Raw genomic sequence first — 17,575 nt, forward strand, 5'->3', positions numbered from 1 at the left:
TTGGCAGTTCGCCGCACGCGACAGCACCGGCTTCCCGGAGATCAAGAGGTCGCTGTTTCGGTTTGAAAAGGGTACAACCTTCCACAATCGAGAGGCTGGCGTTGTTGGTGATCTTCCAAGACAACTTGCTGCGCAATGTCATGTGTGGTTGCGAAATACGGAAATTCAAACTGAAAGACGCCGGCAAAATCGTTTGGGAGGCCTCCACACATATCCCGGCTTTTGCTGTGGTATCTGCCGCCCTTTACATTTGATAGCTGTGCTTTAGGCTGCGTTCTACGACGAGCACCCGCCGACAAGCTGCGGCCTCAAAACTCACCCCTCAGACAGAATTGCGAAACGCATCATGACCGAAGCCAAAAGCGGCGACACGGTTCGTCTTCACTACAAGGGCACACTTGACGACGGTTCCGTGTTCGACAGCTCCGAAGGCAGAGAGCCCTTGGAATTTACGGTCGGCTCCGGCCAGATCATTCCGGGTCTCGACCGCGCGATACCGGGCATGAAAGTGGGGGACGAAAAGACCGTCAATATTGCAGCTGCAGATGCATACGGCCCGGTCAATCCGGATGCCCGGCAGGCTGTGCCGCGTTCAAACATTCCTGAAAATGTGCCGTTGGAAGTCGGTCTCCAGCTACAGGCGCAGACCGAGAACGGGCAGATGATGACAGTAACCGTGGTGGAGGTTGGCGAAGCTGAAGTGATCCTGGATGCCAATCATCCCCTGGCAGGAAAAGACCTGACCTTCGAAATCGAGATCACCGGCATCAATTAGGCCTGACCCATTCAGGCCCGAAGTTCAAAAGCCCGCGATCAAGCGGGCTTTTTTCATTGGGGGAAGTCAATCGTTCATCCTACTGGGTAGGCTTGGGATCCGGTTCGACCCGTTTTTCTTTCACCAGCGTCTCTTCCATGAACACAACGTAGATGACGAGGCCGACGGTCGCGGTTGCGGCAAGGCTCAAAAAACCGACGGTATAGCTGGTAAACTGAACGATATATTCAGCTGCAATGTTGCTGAGCGATGCTCCGATCCCGATCAACATCGCAAGCACCCCTTGCGCGAAATTGAAACGGCCTGTCCCCGCGGTGATGTCCGCAAGAACCAGCAGAAAAACCATCGCGAAGATACCGTTGGCAACACCATCGAGCGCCTGAATGGCAACAAGAGCGTAGGTGTTGTCGAACTGACTGAACAAAATACCCCGAACAGGCAGCACCAGAAATGCGATCAGCAGCAAGGGTTTACGCCCCCAGACATCTGCTTTTTTACCACAAAAGATCGCCATGACGATCATCACGAGCTGGGCCGCGATCACACAGGCCGCCGTGAAGGCGATGCCGTGTTGTGCGTCGCTGTTGGACGACAGTTTCTGGCTGACGAGCGGCAGCATGGAAGCATTGGCCGAATGGAACAGAAAAATGCAGATGGCAAAAACAAGCAGCCGCCTGTCTTCGAACAGGCTCAGAATGCCTTCCGGATTGCCCGAACCGGTGTTTTCTTCCGCCACTCCGCCGCGGGCCAATTCGTGATCGATTGCGTTTCTATTGATCAGCAGGGCACAAATGATCATGCCGCAGGCCATGGCTGCCACGAGCCAGAATACGCCGAGCGGCGACCATGTCAGCGCGAGTATGGCTGCCAGAACCGCCGCGAGCATGTTGCCGGCGTGGTTCCATGCCTGGTTTGCACTCGTCTGCCTGGTAAAATAGGCATGCCCGACCAGACCCAGAGTGACCGCAGCAATCAGTGGCCCCAGGAATGCCGACGCCGATCCGATCAGGATCTGTGCGGTGTAGACCGCGAAAGCATCATTGAAAGCCAGGATTCCAAGAGTGCTGATTGCAATGGCAATCGCGCAGCCGATCAAAAGCGTTCGCTTCCACGTTACGCTGTCGACGATCGCACCGGCCGGGGACTGCATCACGACAGTCGCAATGCTGCCGGCTGCCAGGGCAAACCCGATTGAACCGGGAGACCAGTGCTGCAAGGAAAGCAGATAGATCGCCAAATAAGGCCCAATCCCGCCGACAACGTCGCCCGCAAAAAAATTCACTCCAAGCAACGGTCTGTTCAACTGCATGCTACCAGCCTTTGAAATGAGAGGAGCCTAACGTAGTCAGGATTCATCACAAGCAGAAATTAGTAAAGCAATTGAATACATCTCGAAATAGCATAATAGTGTAGGCAGTTCGACAAATTCGGATGGATTAGATGCCTTTGAGTTTAATTGTATCTATATTTGTATTTTTCTTGATTGCAGTACGACAATGGCTTCCAGACTGGCTGAAGATCTGGATGATCATGACCTTTGGCGCAATATTTCTATTGATTACCGGGACTATTTCCCCCTCAGAAGCCTTGAAGGCCATCGACTGGAACGTGATTGCGTATCTTTTCGGCGTGTTTGCCATTTCTCATGCTTTGTTTGCGTCGGGTATTTCGGAGAAAGTCAGCAATTGGATTTGTGCAGATAGCCGTTCAATTCCCCAGATCCTGCTCTTTTTCATTTTGTTCGTCACCGCTGTGTCTGCAGTGCTCACCAACGATGCGGCCGCTGCTATTGGAACACCGATCGCAATAGCAATCGCTGCGAGCCTCAATATCGCCGCGTCGTTGCCTCTCATCGCCCTGTGTGTCTCCGTCACGGTGGGTAGCATGTTTTCTCCTGTGGGCAATCCCCAGAACCTGCTGATTGTGGCCGATGGGCATTTCAACAATGCGGTCGGCACGTTTCTGGAGTGGCTGGCGGTGCCGGCACTGCTATCGCTCGGATTTACGCTCTTATGGTTCTGGTATTGCTTTCGCAAAGCTCCAACGGGAGACGCCCCTTCCAACGTCACACCGGACGAACAGAACATGCGTCAATGGCCTGCCCTTCTGGCAACCGGTCTGTTGTGCGCCCTGGTCATTACCGACAGTCTGGCACATGAGACTGACTGGTTGCCCGATCTTCCTCTTGGAGCCCTCAGCCTTATCGCCGCCGTTCCGTTGTTTGTATTTTCTTCGCATCGGGTGCAACTGATCAAGGAAGTTGACTGGCACACGCTGATTTTCTTCGTGTCCATGTTCATAGTGACCGGCGCTGTTCTAAAATCGGGCGCCTTGCAGGAATGGCTGAGCCCCTGGCACGACCAACTGGGCGATCCTTTGCTGGTCACCTCCATTTCGTTTTTCGGCAGCCAGGTGTTTTCAAATGTTCCGCTGGTGGAAATCTACCTTAATCTTCTGGAAGGTCATGAGACGGCGACTTTGATGCTTCTCTCCGGCATATCCACGCTCGCCGGCAATCTCTTTATCCTCAGCGCGGCCAGCAACGTGATCATTGTGCAGCAAGCTGAAAAGCATGGCGTGACGCCCTTTCAGTTCTGGCAATTCACGGTCTACGTTCTGCCGGTGACGGCCTTCTCTCTCATCGTCTGTTATGCTTGGGTTGCATTCGTGCGAAACGCTGCCGGTTAAAACCGATACCGCTTCCAGGCCCTGCAAAATTCGCCCACGTTACGCGAAACCGCCGCAATCTGATGCGAAAGTCGCGATAAGCAATTGCAATTGCTCGTTCGCTCACTCTATTTAGGTTATTGGTTTCATACGATCTTATCCGGAGACCCCAATTCCATGTCAGTTGATGTTGACGCGCTGGTAGATAGACGTCGTTTGCGGCGCAAAGTGACGTTCTGGCGGGTGGCGACCTTTGTTGTAATTGCCGTAGCCCTGATCAGCGGGCTGGTTTATGTGTCCGGAATATCTGGACTGTCCAAGCGAAGTGCTCACATCGCCCGCATACCGATCGAAGGTGTCATCATTGAAGATCGCAAGACGCTGAAAATGATCGAGCGGATCGCCAAGGCGGAAGCGGTCAAGGGCGTTGTCATATCAATCAATTCACCCGGCGGCAGCACCACAGGTGGCGAAGCGCTTTATCAAGCGCTGCGCGAATTGTCGGAAAAGAAACCTGTCGTTGCTGAAATTCGAACGGTCGGCACATCCGCTGGCTATATGGTTGCGCTTGCCTCGGACCATATTGTTGCCCGTTACAACACGATCACGGGTTCGATCGGTGTTTTGTTTCAGTTCGGCAATATTCAAAAGCTGATGGAAACGGTCGGCGTCGAGATGGAGGCTGTCAAAAGCGCACCTCTCAAGGCTGAACCGGATTTCTATTCACCGACAACACCCGAAGCTCGTGCCATGCTGCAGAGCCTGGTCAAGGACTCCTATGACTGGTTTGTCGGCCTCGTCGCCGAACGCCGCGACCTGTCTCCTGCCAAAGCACGGGAACTTGCCGACGGCCGCATCCTGACGGGTCACACAGCGGTGGAAGAGAAGCTGGTCGACGCCATTGGTGGCGAGGACAAGGCCATCTCCTGGCTGGTCGACGAGAAGGGTGTTGCCAAGGATTTGCCGGTTGTCACCTGGAAGGCAAACGAAAACCTTGAAGAGTTGCCATTCTCGTCCCGGATCTCTCGCGAATTCGGAAAAGGCATCGGATCCGCCCTTCTAAATCCCATTAATGACGCTAAGGGGCTGATTCCTCGAGGTCTTACGCTTGACGGGCTCGTATCCGTTTGGCAGGCTTCAGACGCGGCAGACAATAATCATTAAGCGAGGGGGCTCTCCATGATCAAATCTGAGCTTGTACAGCATATCGCCGAGCAGAACCCGCATCTGTATCAGCGCGATGTCGAAAACATCGTCAATGCCATCTTGGACGAGGTCACGGAAGCTTTGATGCGTGGTGACCGTGTGGAGCTGCGTGGCTTCGGAGCGTTCTCCGTCAAGAACCGCCCTGCCCGTATCGGCCGCAATCCGCGCACCGGCCAGAAGGTGGAAGTTGACGAGAAATTTGTTCCCTTCTTCAAAACCGGCAAAGAAATGCGTATACGATTGAACGATGGTGTGGATCACGGCGACGACTGATTGCGCTGCCGGTACCGGACCATCTAACATCAAGTTCTGATTTGGAAAATTCCGGGAGACCCCAGTGACCCGCTTCATCAGGAATGTGATTTTGTTTGCGATTGCAGTGGTTCTGGTGCCGCTTTCAGTTGCAAACCGGCACACGGTTTCCCTGTCCCTGAACCCGTTCGATCCCCAGGATCCAGCAATGACCGTTGAGGGCGTTCCATTGTTCTGGGTCATTTTTGCCAGCCTCGCCGTCGGCATTGTTGTCGGCGGGCTTGGGGCATGGGCAAAGCAGGGCCGTTGGCGCAAGGAAGCGCGTGTTAAACGCCGCGAGGCTGACAAGTGGCACAAGGAAGCCGACCAACTGCGCGAAATGAATACCGCTGCACAACCGGCATCCGGCGTTAAGGGTTTGCCAGGACCAGGCAACCGATCAGCGGCTTAAGCGCCGGCTTTTCAGATGAGGATCATCTCGAGCGGTGAAATTGACGCCTGTCTTGAAGACCGGCAGGTTCTGGAATCTCTGAGACGCGCTTTCCGTTCCAACACAATTGCCCCTGAGATCGGTGCCACACGGATTGGCCGCCTCAACCAGCAAAGCGGCAGCTTCTCCTGGCAACCGGCCTGGACAGACTTTGAGGCACAGGGCGACGTCAGTCGCGGCTATGTCGGTTGCTCGATCGAGTTGGCTCTTCCCGAACAAAACGGCCAGTCATCAGGTCTGTATCTTCTTTTTTCCGGTTCTGCCGGGCAACCAATCGCATTGCTCGATGGTGTGCGACTTGCCGATTGGCGCACGGCCGGGCTCCATGCCCTGGCAGCCAGTTACCTGTCTCGCGAGGACACGTCGCGCCTCCTGATCATTGGCGACAGTCCGCTCATCCCGCGGCTTGCATGCGCATATGCTGCTGTTCGAAATTTTACCTCGATCCTGCTCTCCGGATCGTCGAAGGAGATGCAAAAACGCCTGTCCGGCCTGCCTGCGCTCAATAAAGTTCACATCGGAACAACAACTGAGATCCACGACGCCCAGGAAGGCGCAGACATGATCTGCATCGCGGGACCCGACAAGGACACGGGGAACCATCACCATCTGACCTATCTGGATCCACCGGCCGGTTGCCACATTGACGTTGTCGACGCAAATGCCAGTCTTCCAACTGATCTGCAAGAGGAAGGCAGGCTGTTCACGACAGACCTGAAATCGCCACCCTTCACGCATTTGGAGTGGGCTGCGGACTTGAAGGATCTCACCCAGGGCAACAAGGCTGGGCGGCGATATTATGGCCAGAGAACCCTGTTTCTTCATGGCAATCGAACAGCGATTGCAGACTATGCATTGGCAACACACATTTTTTTGAGGTCGTGACCTCTGGAACTTCGACCGTTGAACACCAAATCTAGTCGCAGCAGGGGGAGACCTTGGGAGCGTGTGTCCTCAAACGAGTAAAAAACTCACAACCGGATACGCTTTCGATTTGTCGTTTTGCAAAGGAGCAAGACATGTTGACGACACTTGCATATTCGGCAAGCCTCCCAGTCGTCGCGCTCGGAACGATCTTTTACGTTTCCGCGACATTCGGGCTTGTCTATTAGGCACAAGGCGAAAAGCCGGTTCGTGGGAACCGGCTTTTGTCCTTTTTGACCCCTCATTTTCCGGTTGCTGATACTTCACACAACAAACGTAATATACTGACCTCGCCAGCCGCTCTCAGTCTTGTCTGCCGGCATTGCTGCCGTATCCAGGCAGTTTCCATCCATAAATGATCGCACCGCCGCGCAGGCCGAGAGCGAGAAGTGCCGCAAAACCGGCAGCCAAAGCGTTTGGTATGTCGAACTGAACCAACAGCACGAAGCAACTCGCGCCTGCAAAAGCCGCACTGACATAGATCTCAGGTTTGACGATCGACGGTGGTTCACCGGCGATCGTGTCTCGCAGAATTCCGCCGAAAGTTGCCGTTGAAACACCCATCAGGATCGCGACAAGGATCGTGTCGCCAACGGACAAGGCCTTTGCTGCACCCATAACAGAATAGGCGGCGACACCGACAGCATCTGCCCATCGCAAGGGCTTGCTCAGCCGCTCAAGCCAGTGCGCAAAAAACCAGACAAAAACGCTGACAATCAGGCAAACCAATACATAGGTTTCGTTGACCACCCAGAAGACGGGGACACCGAGCAACAAGTCACGCAGCGTGCCGCCTCCGATGCCGGTTAACGTCGCGAAAAAGAGAAACGCAATGAAATCCAACTGCTTGCGAGAAGCGACAATTCCACCGGTTACAGCGAAAACGGCAACGCCAAGATAATCAAGAATTTGAAATAGCATCTGCGCCCCCGGGCATTCGTTTTCATTTCATCCGGGTTTGGCGCTGCGGCGTCAAGACCTGATGCCTGGTTCGGTCAGGCTGGAGAGGTTATAGGCGACGCGTAGTGCCCAGGAACTGAAAAAGCCGCTCCCTGGTGTAGGAACGGCTCGATCATTTTTGCATCAATGCTGCCTTCAGGCGCTCTTGTCGACAGTTTGTCCTGCTTCTTCAGAGGCACCGGTCGCCTGAGCGACATCCTTGGGACCGCCTTTGGAAACGCCGACCATGGCTGGACGCAAGACCCTTTCGCCGATCACGTATCCGGCTTGAACAACCTGGACGACAGTGTTGTTCGGCACTTCCGTATTTGGAACCTCGAACATGGCCTGGTGAAAGTTCGGATCGAATTTCTGCCCCTCAGGGGTCAGCTTCTTGACGCCGTTCTTCTCAAGCTGATTGAGAAGATCCCGTTCGATCATCTCAACGCCCTCGATCAGGGAGGCAACGCCGGCATCCGCATTGCGGCGATCTTCTTCCGGCAGGGCCTCGAGTGCGCGGCGCAAATTATCAGATACCGTCAGCATGTCGCGGGCAAAGCCGGATACAGCATACTGCCTGGCGTCCTTGATCTCTTTTTCGGTCCGGCGGCGAAGATTTTCCATCTCGGCCATCGTCCTGAGAGCCCGGTCTTTCAACTCGGCATTTTCAGCGTTCAGAACTTCGACCGGATCTGCGGCAGTCTCTTCGACCGCTTCAGACTGCTTTTCTGCAGCTTCGGCGCCCGGTGTCGCCTCTTCCGGCTGTTCTTCCGGGGTTTTGTTTTCGTCGCTCATGGATGTTCCGTTTGCTCTGACTGTTTGCGGATGCTTATAGAGCCACTTGCCGCCCATTTCAAAGCGTATTGGCGGACAAGCATCAGCTTATCCGCCAAATGCACCCAAGGGGCCTGGGCCTGTCCGCAAAGTGGTGGTTTTAAAGAGCGCTCTTGATCCAATCGGAGAGCTTACCCTTCGGAGCAGCACCAACTTGCGTCGCCATCGGCTCACCGCCTTTGAACAGGATCAGCATCGGAATCGAACGGACACCGTATTTCATCGCCATGTCCTGGTTTTCGTCGATATTGAGCTTGGTGATCTTGACCTGTTCGCCCATTTCCTCGGAAATTTCTTCAAGGGCAGGGGCAATCATTTTGCATGGGCCACACCATTCGGCCCAAAAGTCGACAACAACCGGTGCGTCGGAATTCAGAACTTCGGTTTCAAAAGATGCATCGGTAACTTGAGTGGTAGCCATAACAGGATCTCGTGGTTCGGAGGAAAACACCTACACGATGCAGGTGTATCAGTTGGCAAGAACGTAGGAAGCGACACGGCCTCCGTCAAGCGGATGTGCCATCAGGACGCAAACCTGCAAATGTCTCATCGAGTATGTGGGCCGGAATCTCCATCAACTCGGGTTTTGCCGTCCAGAGCAGACACGCGGAAATGACGGTGTCCGGGTAAATCTGTTTCAGCATTTCTCTGTAAACACAAAGCTGTGCGCGATATTCAAGTGGAATTTCCTCTGCCCGATCCGGCGGATTGAAGTTTGTTTTGTAATCCACAATCACGACCCTGTTATCCTCAACCAGCAATCGGTCGATCTGTCCGGATATCTCCACTTCCGTTCCATTGGCTGCGCGAATCGTTCCGACGAGGGGAACTTCAGCGAGTGCATTGCCGGCAAACAGAGGTTCGAAATCCCTGTTGGAGAGAATGTCATCGATCTCGTTGAGCAACCGTTTCCGATACGTCGCAAATTCAGGCTTGAGCGCCTGGTTGAGGTAGCTATCGGCAGCCGGTAACCGGTCTTCCTGTTCAAGATCTGGCAGCAACTCCAGCAGTCGGTGAATAAGCCGCCCCCGCTCAAGTGGCCAGGACTGCGGTTGCCGGCCCGCCTGAAGGCGCGCCAAGGCCGGGATCGCTTCAATTCCCTGCTTTTCTTCCATCGCTTCGAAGGCGCGAGATGGCTGAAGCCGTTTCTTCTTTGGCAACGCGCGAACATGTGTCGTCAGCCAGCCCGGAAGCGCTTCACTTGTCGCAGCATTCTCGTCCGCTTCTTCCTGTCCGGCTCTAGCATCGGCTGTCGGCTCCGCACTGCTCTTTTGCCAACGCCACCCGTTTGTCTCACCCGTTGCATCAATTAGTTCACGTGCATCAGGTTTCAGGGCCCTGCTGACCAGCGAATACCAGCAATTTTCGTGAGCGCCTCGTTTGGGCTCCCAGCCGCATACGATCAGCCTGTCTTCTGCGCGTGTCAGGGCAACGTAAAGGAGGCGCCGATATTCTTCTTCCTGCGCCAGTCGGAGATCTTCGATTGCCTCGTCATGCCACACAGTTCGATCCGCTTTCGAAGGCAACCAGACCAGAGCAGGAGGCATCAGATCATTGCCAAGGCGTTTGCGCGGTAAAAACGCAGGATCGTGAATAGCGCTGACCGGTGCGGCGCCCGGGTCGACCAGAATGACGATCCTGGCTTCCAGTCCCTTTGAACCGTGCACGGTCATGATCCGCACCATGCCCTTGGTGTTGGTCAGCTCACGCTTGATTTCGGTCGGCGCGGCAGCCGTCCAGGCCAAAAACCCTTCCAGACCGGGCGCCGCAGCCTGTTCATACGCAACGGTCAGGGCCAGGAACTCGTCAAGGACGTCATCAACCTCGACCCCAAGCCGCGCACGAAAGGCCTGACGCCCACCGTCTGCGCCCAAAAGCCTGGCATAGAACTCAAACGGAGGAACGAAGTCCGCCCTTGAGCGCCACTCCTCCAGGCGGGCTCGCACATTTTGCCATTTTTCTGATGTGTCGGAGCGTTTGACGAGCATCTGCCAAAGTGTGCCGGGACGAATATCTGCCGCACTTTTCCGGGCAATTTCCAGAAGGTCCTCGTCGTCAAGACCAAAGAGTGGGCTTTTGAGTACGGCGGCAAGCGAAAGATCGTCTTCCGGCAGAAGCAGGAAACGCCCGAGAGCCGAAAGATCCTTTACAGCGATATGATCCGTCAGCACCAACCGATCGCTACCGGCTGCCGGAATGCCCAATCGCTTCAGTTCTCGGTTGAGCGCTTCAACGAAGGGGCCGCGCTTGCGCACTAAGATCATGACATCGCCGGGATCTGCGGTCCCGTCGCGCATCCATCGGGAAATTTCACCGGCAATTCGCCTGGCAACCTTCAGCATCGGGTTGTCGGAACCGACGTGGTCTATCGGCTGTCGCCAATCATCGGGTTCTGCAATCTCCGTTTCCGCCTCCAGCGGCCACAAATCGACAATACCCGGGTCCTTTCGAATGGCCTCATGCTTCGGAGCCTCGGCGATCTGTGACAGGCCCCGGTAAGCTGTCTCCTCGTCGAACACCTTGTCGACCGCACCAAGGACGTCCGGTGTGGAACGGAAGGAAAGCTGCAAATTAACCGAATGAAACTCTTGCTCTGCCGCAGCCGCCTTTTGCGAAAATGACCGGCGCATGGCATCGAAATAGGCTGGAACTGCACCCTGGAACGAATAGATGGACTGTTTTTCATCACCGACGGCAAAGAGCGTCCGCGTTCTTTCGTGAGCGCCGCTGCCTGCAAAAAACTCCGATGCGAGTTCCTGGACGACTTCCCACTGGCGCGGACTGGTATCCTGTGCTTCATCGACCAGAATGTGATCAAGGCCCTGGTCCAGCTTGTACTGCACCCACTGGGCAGCATCCGACTTCCTCAAAAGCGTTGCCGTCTTGACTACAAGGTCTTCGAAATCGAGATACCCTCTGGCCGTTTTTGCAAGTTCGTAGTGGCGGATCACCGCGTCGGCAAGACGCAAAAGAGACATGGTTCCGACATAGGTCGCCACCTTGCGACGCTCTGCCAGAAGCGACAGTAGTCTCGCCTGCTCTGCGACCAGAGCATCAACCATCTCCGGGAACTCAGCGGCGACCTTCTTCGTGGCGAGGGACTTGCGCGGCTCAAACTTGGCCGTCAGGAAAACAGGCAGCCACGCTTCACGAAAGGCGGACGCATTTTCGAGCCTTGCTGCAGCTGCTATTTCATCAGCGCGTGCCTGGTCTGTCTTTGCACCGGTTCTCAAAGCTTCGGCATAACTAAGACAGCTATCCAGATCGAGACTGCACTCGTTCTGGAACCGAAGATCAAAAAGATCAAGCCGTGAAGTAGGATCCACCTCCAGCAAATCTGCGAGTTCCGCGATCGCCCTTTCCAGGTCCCCGGCATCAACCGTCCAACGACGAAAAGCGTCCCGGTTCTGAATGAGTTCATCCAGAGCTTTCTGAGCGCCGCCGTCGCTCATAAGGTCAATAACGGAATTCAGGGCGGTCCCAAACGCACTTTCCGGTTCCATCTCGGCCTTGTGCAATACAACCGCGCGGGCTTCGGCCATCAACTCGCCAGCAATCCGATCGTCCAAAACCGCAAAATGCCCGGCGACATTGGCTTCAAGCGGAAACTGATGCAGCAAAGCTTCGCAGAAGCCGTGAATGGTCTGGATTTTCAAACCGCCCGGCGTTTCCAGCGCTTTGGCAAACAATCTGCGTGCAAGCGCCAGTCGCGCGGCACTGGGCTTTCGGCCCTCGATCTCTTCAAGTTCACGTGCAAGCGCTTCGTCTTCGACTGTCACCCACTCACCAAGGATCTTGAAGACACGTGTCGCCATTTCGGCAGCCGCCGCCTTGGTGAAGGTCAGCGCAAGAATGCGGCTTGGATCCGTGCCGTCCAACAGCAATCGCACGACACGGCGGGACAGAACGAAAGTCTTTCCAGAACCAGCATTGGCACTCACCCAAGCCGAGGCCCTGGGTCTTGAAGCACGATCCTGCCGTTCTTTCGTCAGCTGGGGGATGTCAACGCCGCTCATGCCGGATCGTCTCCGCCAAGAGCCCATTCCTGCGAACGTGCCAGGTGATCGAAATCGCCGTCCATCTGCCGGCCACGCATCACCCTTGCGCGCGACAGATAGCCTGTCTTTTCATCAGCATAATGTGCAATGAGCTGTTCAAGACGGGTCCATGCATCTTCTGCCAGATCCGCCAGTTCAACGTCCTTGGGATTGCGCAGGACGTCTATGACCGGTTCCAGACCCCCCTTCAGCTGCAGGTACAGCAACTCGGTCAATGGCGCGTCTGCCGGAACGTCCTTGAACCCGGAACGTTTGATCATTGCGGCTTCTAGTGGCAATTGCGGAGCCAGAAGCGCATCAACCAGTTTCTGAGACGGCACCTGACCGGTTTTATAATCGATAACTGCCAGACCTCCTCCCTCCAGGAGGTCAATCCTGTCCGCGCGGCCGCGCAACCGGAACTCAAATCCCGGAAGCTTGAGGTCAACACCTCCGCCAATTTCCAGATACCGTCTTTCCAGTGTCTGAGACCGGATTGCTTCGTAGCCGACAAATCCTGCGGCGATGCGCTGGAACCGCGGCCACCACAGTGCGCGTATCGCCGGGAATGCATCCAACGGTCGAAAGAGCTCTTCCCCAATCTCCAAAAGAGCGTCAACAGCACTGCTGTCGAATGGGCCTTTCCAGTTCGACAGGAAATTTGCCAAGGCATCGTGAACAAGGTTGCCCTTGTCCGCCGCGCCCGGTTCACCGCCAATCGGCTCAACAGGTTGGAGATCCAAAACATGACGGGCATAGACCGCATAGGGATCTCTGATCAGGCGTTCAATCTCGGTGATCGAAAGAGTCTTTGGCCGTGCTGCGAGCGGCGGACTTGGCCTCGGCCTTGTTGCGGGCGTAACTGGCCCCGGTGCCCGGTCAAGCCGGCCTGCCAGAGACGTAAAGCGAGCGCCTTGCTGCTCCATGACACGGGCGATATTGGGTCCGGCCAAAGTCGTCAGCCGCTGGAGCCACCGTGAGGCAACGGTCGGTGCTCCATCCGCCCTGGCGGCACGGGTCAGGAGAACACGTCCGGCACCAAGTCCTTGGGAAAAATCATGGGCCGCAGCGCCGAGCCGGCGCTCGGGAGGTTCCAACCCCATGTCTCTTTTCATCGGTCGGTTCAACCAGGGATCGTTTCTGGTCCGTTGCGGCCAGACACCTTCGTTCAAACCACCAAGGACAGCGAAATCGAATGACTGCAGGCGGGCTTCCATGGGACCCAAGATCTGAACGCGCATATCGCCTGGCACACGCCGGCGGACAGCTTCACCAGACATCAACGCAGGCAGGACGGATGACCATTCGCGCGGCACGATTTCCAGACCGCTCGAGCCGGCTTCCAGCAAACCCGACAAGAAGCCGGCGAGCGCTTCCCCTGCTTCTCCGGCGAACAGCTCGTCAACCGACCCGGCTTCATCCACCGCAACTGACTGCAAAATGTCCACATGTCTTCTGGCAAGTTCTGTGACATCCAGAGGTTCGGAGCTGTTTGCAATCTCCTCCAGCGGCTCAAGAGCTGAGGCGAGACGGTCCACAAGACCAGCAATCACATCCCAGTCTTCATCATGAACCTTCTTCCAGCGCGGCACATGAGATGCACTGGTGGCAGCTTCCCGACTGGCCTCAACGGCTTGTTTCAAACCGGCAGTGCCGGGGCGCGCCCTCGGTCCTCGCAGGACACCACGTTCAAGCGCGCGTGCAGCAGAGCGAATATCCTTTGCCTGCAATCCGAGCCGTGCAAGGGGGTGTTTGAGAAGAGCCAAAAGGTCGATCGGTTCGCACCCCTCCAGCGCGAGTTTTGCGGCAAGGATCGCCAACACTGCAGGCGCAGTCTGGTCCAGGGGGCGGCCCGCACTGTCATCGACCTGAATGTTCCAGCGCGCCAACTCGGCTGCGACACGCCGGGTCAGCATCCTGTCCGCAGATATCAGTGCCGATGTCTGACCAAGTTCAATCGCCTCCCGCAAGGCAATGGCGACGCTCAAGGCTTCGTCCGCCTCGTTGCGAGCGGTCAGAATTGCGACATCCTGCAACGCTTTCGCCCGATCCTGCCCGGAGCGCTGCTGAAGATATTGTGTCCAACCGTCAGAAGTATCCGCTGGCCGGAGAGCCTCGGACACCAGCTCTTCACGCAGCTGCAACTCAGGTGTTCCGGCGCTGCTCAACGGAACAACATCAGCGCGTGACGCCTTCAGACGGATCAGCAATTGTTTGAGCGAATATTGCGGATGAGACGGTAATATCGATGCCGGCTTTGCAGCCGCGATCTGGCCAGGCGCTGGGGCCTGACGTTCACCGAGCGCTGCCCATGACCTTTCATCAAGATGATGATCGAGGCCGGGCAGCACAATGAGGCCCTGGTCCAGTTCGGCAACCACTTTCAGAAGCTCTGCAGTTGCAGGTACGGAGCCAGTGACCCCAGCAACAATGACAGGCCCCTTTTGCGCAGTTGACTTAAGGCGTTCAGCTTCTCGCCTGATCAGTGCCGAACGGCGCGCTTTTGGGTCCATTCTGCCGAGCTCTGCCAAATGAGCCGGCCAAGCCGTCTGGACAATCTGGAGGAAATCCAACGTGATCTGCCAGTAACGCGCATGATCCTCCGGCACCAGCCCACCCAGCCCGGACCAGTCCGCCTCTTCCGTTTCCACTTCATCCATCAATGTCAGAAGGTCTGCGGCGAGCCAAGCCGCATCAGCAGTCGATGCCGGCAGACCCAACGGTTCGTCCGAACGCAGGCTCAAGGCCTCCCGACGCAGCATTCCCTTCCACGCCTTCACCAGCCGTGTCATAGCCAGATGCCGCTCCAGAAGAGGTATGGCAGGCGGAAGCGGCTCCAGATCGGCATCACCGCTGAGGCCCTGAACGTCCTCATCGGCGTCCCCGACCGGACGGATGACAGGCAAAAGAACAGGTTTGCCGCCAAACTTCTGCTGAAACAGTTCCGGCAAGAGCCGGGCCGCACGACGCGTCGGCAGATAGAGCGTGACCCTAGGCAAAAGCAATGGGTCATCAAGCGGCCGAAACCCCGGCAAAAGTGACCCGTCGACCAGCGTATCTACCAGCGTTTTCAGAAACGGAACGGAGGGTGGAACGGTGAAGAGGCTCGGTCTTTCACCCATTCGTCAGGCCGCGCTTTCGCGCACTGCATATTCCGCGGCATGGATGGCTTCCGGTGTTCCAATATGAAGCCAGAGCCCTTCCATCTGCACACCAAACAGGCGACCATTTTCAATAGCCCGGTCAAAGAGCGTATTCATGGAGAAAGGGCCTTCCGGCGCGCCTTCAAAGAGACGCGGGTGCAAAATGGTGGCGCCAGCATAGGCAAAGGGTGTCACACCCTTTTCAAGACGGCGGGTCAGTGCACCATCCTTTGCCATGTCAAAGTCACCGCGGCCGCCATATCCCACTGACTTCACCGTTTCAGCGACAAGCAGAAGTGCATCCATGCGGGATTCATCCCAGGCATCGATCATGTGTTCCAGATTGGGTTTTACCCCTTCAATCCAGTAACAGGTGTCGGCGTTCAACTGGAAAAACGGTTCGTCACCGAGCAACGGCAAGGCTTTCGTGATACCGCCTCCCGTTTCCAGAAGCTGTTCGCGTTCATCGGAAATGAGAATTTCCATATCCTGGCGCCGGCGCACATGCACCTCGACAAGATCAGCCAGATAGTGGACGTTGACGACGCAGGTCTTAACACCGGCCGCCGATAGCCGATCCATGCCATGATCGATCAGTGCCTGACCATTCACTTCAATGAGTGGTTTCGGCGTCGTCGCCGTCAAAGGGCGCATGCGTTTGCCGAGACCTGCTGCCAGGATCATGGCTTTCGATGGACGGAACCGTGTGTTGGTCATGGATCATGCTCAATTGATAGTAGACCGGCATCGCACCCTTGCAGGCTCAATGCCGGAAACCGTTGTACCAGTCTTTCAGTTCCGACAGATTCGGCCTGTCAAGCACCCGGTCGAGATAGCCTAGCATACGGGGCAAATGGCTCAAATATGCCGGCTTGCCGTCCCGTCTGGCGAGCCTGACGAAGATGCCGATGATTTTGGAAATCCGCTGCGCTGCCATCACCGAATAGGCAGCGGAGAACCCAACCTTGTCAAAACCCTGCGACTGATTTTCCCTTAAAGAGACATAAGCATCAAAAAGGGCTGATTCCAGATCCTGACTGATATCCGTTCGAGCGTCGAGCAACAGCGATGCAACATCATACGCCACCGGACCGTAGACCGTATCCTGGAAATCGATCAACCCGATCCGATCGGTTCCTGTTGCGTCGTACTGCCAAAGCAAATTGGGTGAATGAAAATCGCGTAAAACCCATCCGTATTGCGCAGAGGCTATGGATTGCAACGTCTTGCGCCACAGGTTTTCAAACGACACCCGCGCGGCGACATCAACCGCTCGCCCGGTTTTTTCAGGCACATACCAATCCAGAAAGAGCGAGGCTTCGGTTATCAATGCATCCGACGAATAACCGGGCACCTCGTAAGTTCGGTATCCGTCAACTGGAAGTGATCTTGGCCAGGTTTGACCATGCATATTTGCCAGCACTTCAACGGCGGCGAAATACCGTTCCGAGACTGGAGCACCGTTCTTGACGATGGTTTCGCGGCCCAGATCTTCGGCCAGAACAAGCCCCTTGTCAGGCTCGGCTTCATAGACTTTCGGCGCTCGAAATCCACGTTGCCGGAGTTCCGCCCCGATCGCCAGAACCGAGCGGCAATCCTGCGCCAAGTGCACACTGGACATATAGTCGGAGACGCCTTGAGCGAGCGTGTTCTGGTGAAACGGCCAGCGCATCAGCACGGCCGACCTGTCATTCGCGGTAACCGTTTCGAAGGTCCGCAGCGAGGCGTCACCGGCCAGAAACCGCCGTTCAGCATCCGGAAACGAAGAACGTTCCAGAAAGGTTCTGATCTCGTGCGTTTCCAAAGTTCGAGCTTGCCAGGATATGTCCGCTGCATGAAATCGAAACAGACGCTTGTCCTCGGCTTCATCGGGCTGCGTGATCTGGATCCAAAGGGCCTTTTCGGGCAGCAGCTCCTCTGCCTTCTCCGGCCACTCAATCAATGCCGCCCCGGTTTCCAAAAGATCTTCAAGACCCAACTCTTCCAGTTCTTCGGGGTCCTCAAGGCGGTAAAGATCAAGATGTGACAGATCGAACCGATCGAACTCGTATGTCTGAACGAGCGTAAAGGTCGGACTTGGTACTTCCAGCTCAGGGTCCTTGGCGAGGGACCGCACAAGTGCACGGGTTAAGGTGGATTTACCAGCGCCCAGATCTCCCGAGAGGCAGACAACATCGCCGGCTCTCAACATGACGGCCAGATCATTTGCCAAGCGCCGCGTATCAGCTTCGTCGGCAATCGTCAGTTCGAGGAAAAAGTCGGGTATGGACCGCAGCTGGTGATCTGCCATGTTTGCTCTCTGGCCAGC

Annotated in this window: 14 protein-coding genes; 6 read left to right on the forward strand and 8 right to left on the reverse strand. The window is 56.0% G+C overall.

The genetic code is table 11. The features are described from left to right. Positions 1–346: 346 nt before the first annotated feature. Positions 347–775: an FKBP-type peptidyl-prolyl cis-trans isomerase gene (locus tag K1718_RS26370; RefSeq protein WP_152503902.1), complete on the forward strand. Its 429-nt coding sequence runs from the start codon at positions 347–349 to the stop codon at positions 773–775. 79 nt (positions 776–854) lie between these two features. On the opposite strand, the gene K1718_RS26375 is transcribed toward K1718_RS26370, so the two are convergent. Continuing rightward, positions 855–2,084 carry an MFS transporter gene (locus K1718_RS26375; RefSeq protein WP_152503903.1) on the reverse strand — a complete coding sequence of 410 codons (1,230 nt, stop codon included), beginning with the start codon at positions 2,082–2,084 and terminating at the stop codon, positions 855–857. A gap of 215 nt (positions 2,085–2,299) precedes the next feature. Between K1718_RS26375 and K1718_RS26380 the strand changes: the two genes are divergently transcribed. From K1718_RS26380 to K1718_RS26400, 5 genes are all read left to right on the forward strand, one after another. Next, positions 2,300–3,463, forward strand: coding sequence for an SLC13 family permease (locus tag K1718_RS26380; protein ID WP_285806046.1), 1,164 nt, complete (start codon positions 2,300–2,302; stop codon positions 3,461–3,463). Between the two features lie 156 nt (positions 3,464–3,619). After that, complete coding sequence (gene sppA / locus K1718_RS26385) at positions 3,620–4,606, forward strand: signal peptide peptidase SppA (protein WP_152503905.1); 987 nt, start codon at positions 3,620–3,622, stop codon at positions 4,604–4,606. A 15-nt stretch (positions 4,607–4,621) separates the two neighbouring features. Continuing rightward, complete coding sequence (gene ihfB, locus K1718_RS26390; RefSeq protein ID WP_152503906.1) at positions 4,622–4,921, forward strand: integration host factor subunit beta; 300 nt, start codon at positions 4,622–4,624, stop codon at positions 4,919–4,921. A gap of 64 nt (positions 4,922–4,985) precedes the next feature. Further along, entirely contained in the window at positions 4,986–5,351 is a 366-nt protein-coding gene (locus K1718_RS26395; protein WP_152503907.1) for a LapA family protein, read from the forward strand. Positions 5,352–5,366: 15 nt separating this feature from the next. Beyond that, positions 5,367–6,275: an ornithine cyclodeaminase gene (locus tag K1718_RS26400; protein ID WP_265680267.1), complete on the forward strand. Its 909-nt coding sequence runs from the start codon at positions 5,367–5,369 to the stop codon at positions 6,273–6,275. A gap of 342 nt (positions 6,276–6,617) precedes the next feature. On the opposite strand, the gene K1718_RS26405 is transcribed toward K1718_RS26400, so the two are convergent. From K1718_RS26405 to tsaE, 7 genes are all read right to left on the reverse strand, one after another. After that, entirely contained in the window at positions 6,618–7,235 is a 618-nt protein-coding gene (locus K1718_RS26405) for a trimeric intracellular cation channel family protein (protein WP_152503909.1), read from the reverse strand. 174 nt (positions 7,236–7,409) lie between these two features. Continuing rightward, on the reverse strand, positions 7,410–8,048 hold the full coding sequence (gene grpE / locus K1718_RS26410; RefSeq protein WP_152503910.1) for a nucleotide exchange factor GrpE: 639 nt from the start codon (positions 8,046–8,048) through the stop codon (positions 7,410–7,412). Between the two features lie 139 nt (positions 8,049–8,187). Further along, positions 8,188–8,508, reverse strand: a complete 321-nt coding sequence (gene trxA, locus K1718_RS26415; RefSeq protein WP_152503911.1) for a thioredoxin — start codon at positions 8,506–8,508, stop codon at positions 8,188–8,190. 85 nt (positions 8,509–8,593) lie between these two features. Next, the gene (addA, locus tag K1718_RS26420) at positions 8,594–12,103 is read right to left on the reverse strand and encodes a double-strand break repair helicase AddA (RefSeq protein ID WP_265680266.1); all 3,510 of its coding nucleotides are present in this window, start codon (positions 12,101–12,103) and stop codon (positions 8,594–8,596) included. Further along, positions 12,100–15,246, reverse strand: coding sequence for a double-strand break repair protein AddB (gene addB / locus K1718_RS26425; protein WP_265680265.1), 3,147 nt, complete (start codon positions 15,244–15,246; stop codon positions 12,100–12,102). Before addB ends, addA begins: the two co-directional genes overlap by 4 nt. A gap of 3 nt (positions 15,247–15,249) precedes the next feature. Next, positions 15,250–15,984, reverse strand: coding sequence for a nucleotidyltransferase family protein (locus K1718_RS26430; RefSeq protein WP_265680264.1), 735 nt, complete (start codon positions 15,982–15,984; stop codon positions 15,250–15,252). A gap of 46 nt (positions 15,985–16,030) precedes the next feature. Continuing rightward, positions 16,031–17,557, reverse strand: coding sequence for a tRNA (adenosine(37)-N6)-threonylcarbamoyltransferase complex ATPase subunit type 1 TsaE (gene tsaE, locus K1718_RS26435; protein WP_265680263.1), 1,527 nt, complete (start codon positions 17,555–17,557; stop codon positions 16,031–16,033). Between the last annotated feature and the right edge of the window lie 18 nt (positions 17,558–17,575).

Origin of the sequence: Roseibium porphyridii (assembly GCF_026191725.2) — a bacterium.
GTDB classification, from domain to species: Bacteria; Pseudomonadota; Alphaproteobacteria; order Rhizobiales; family Stappiaceae; genus Roseibium; species Roseibium porphyridii.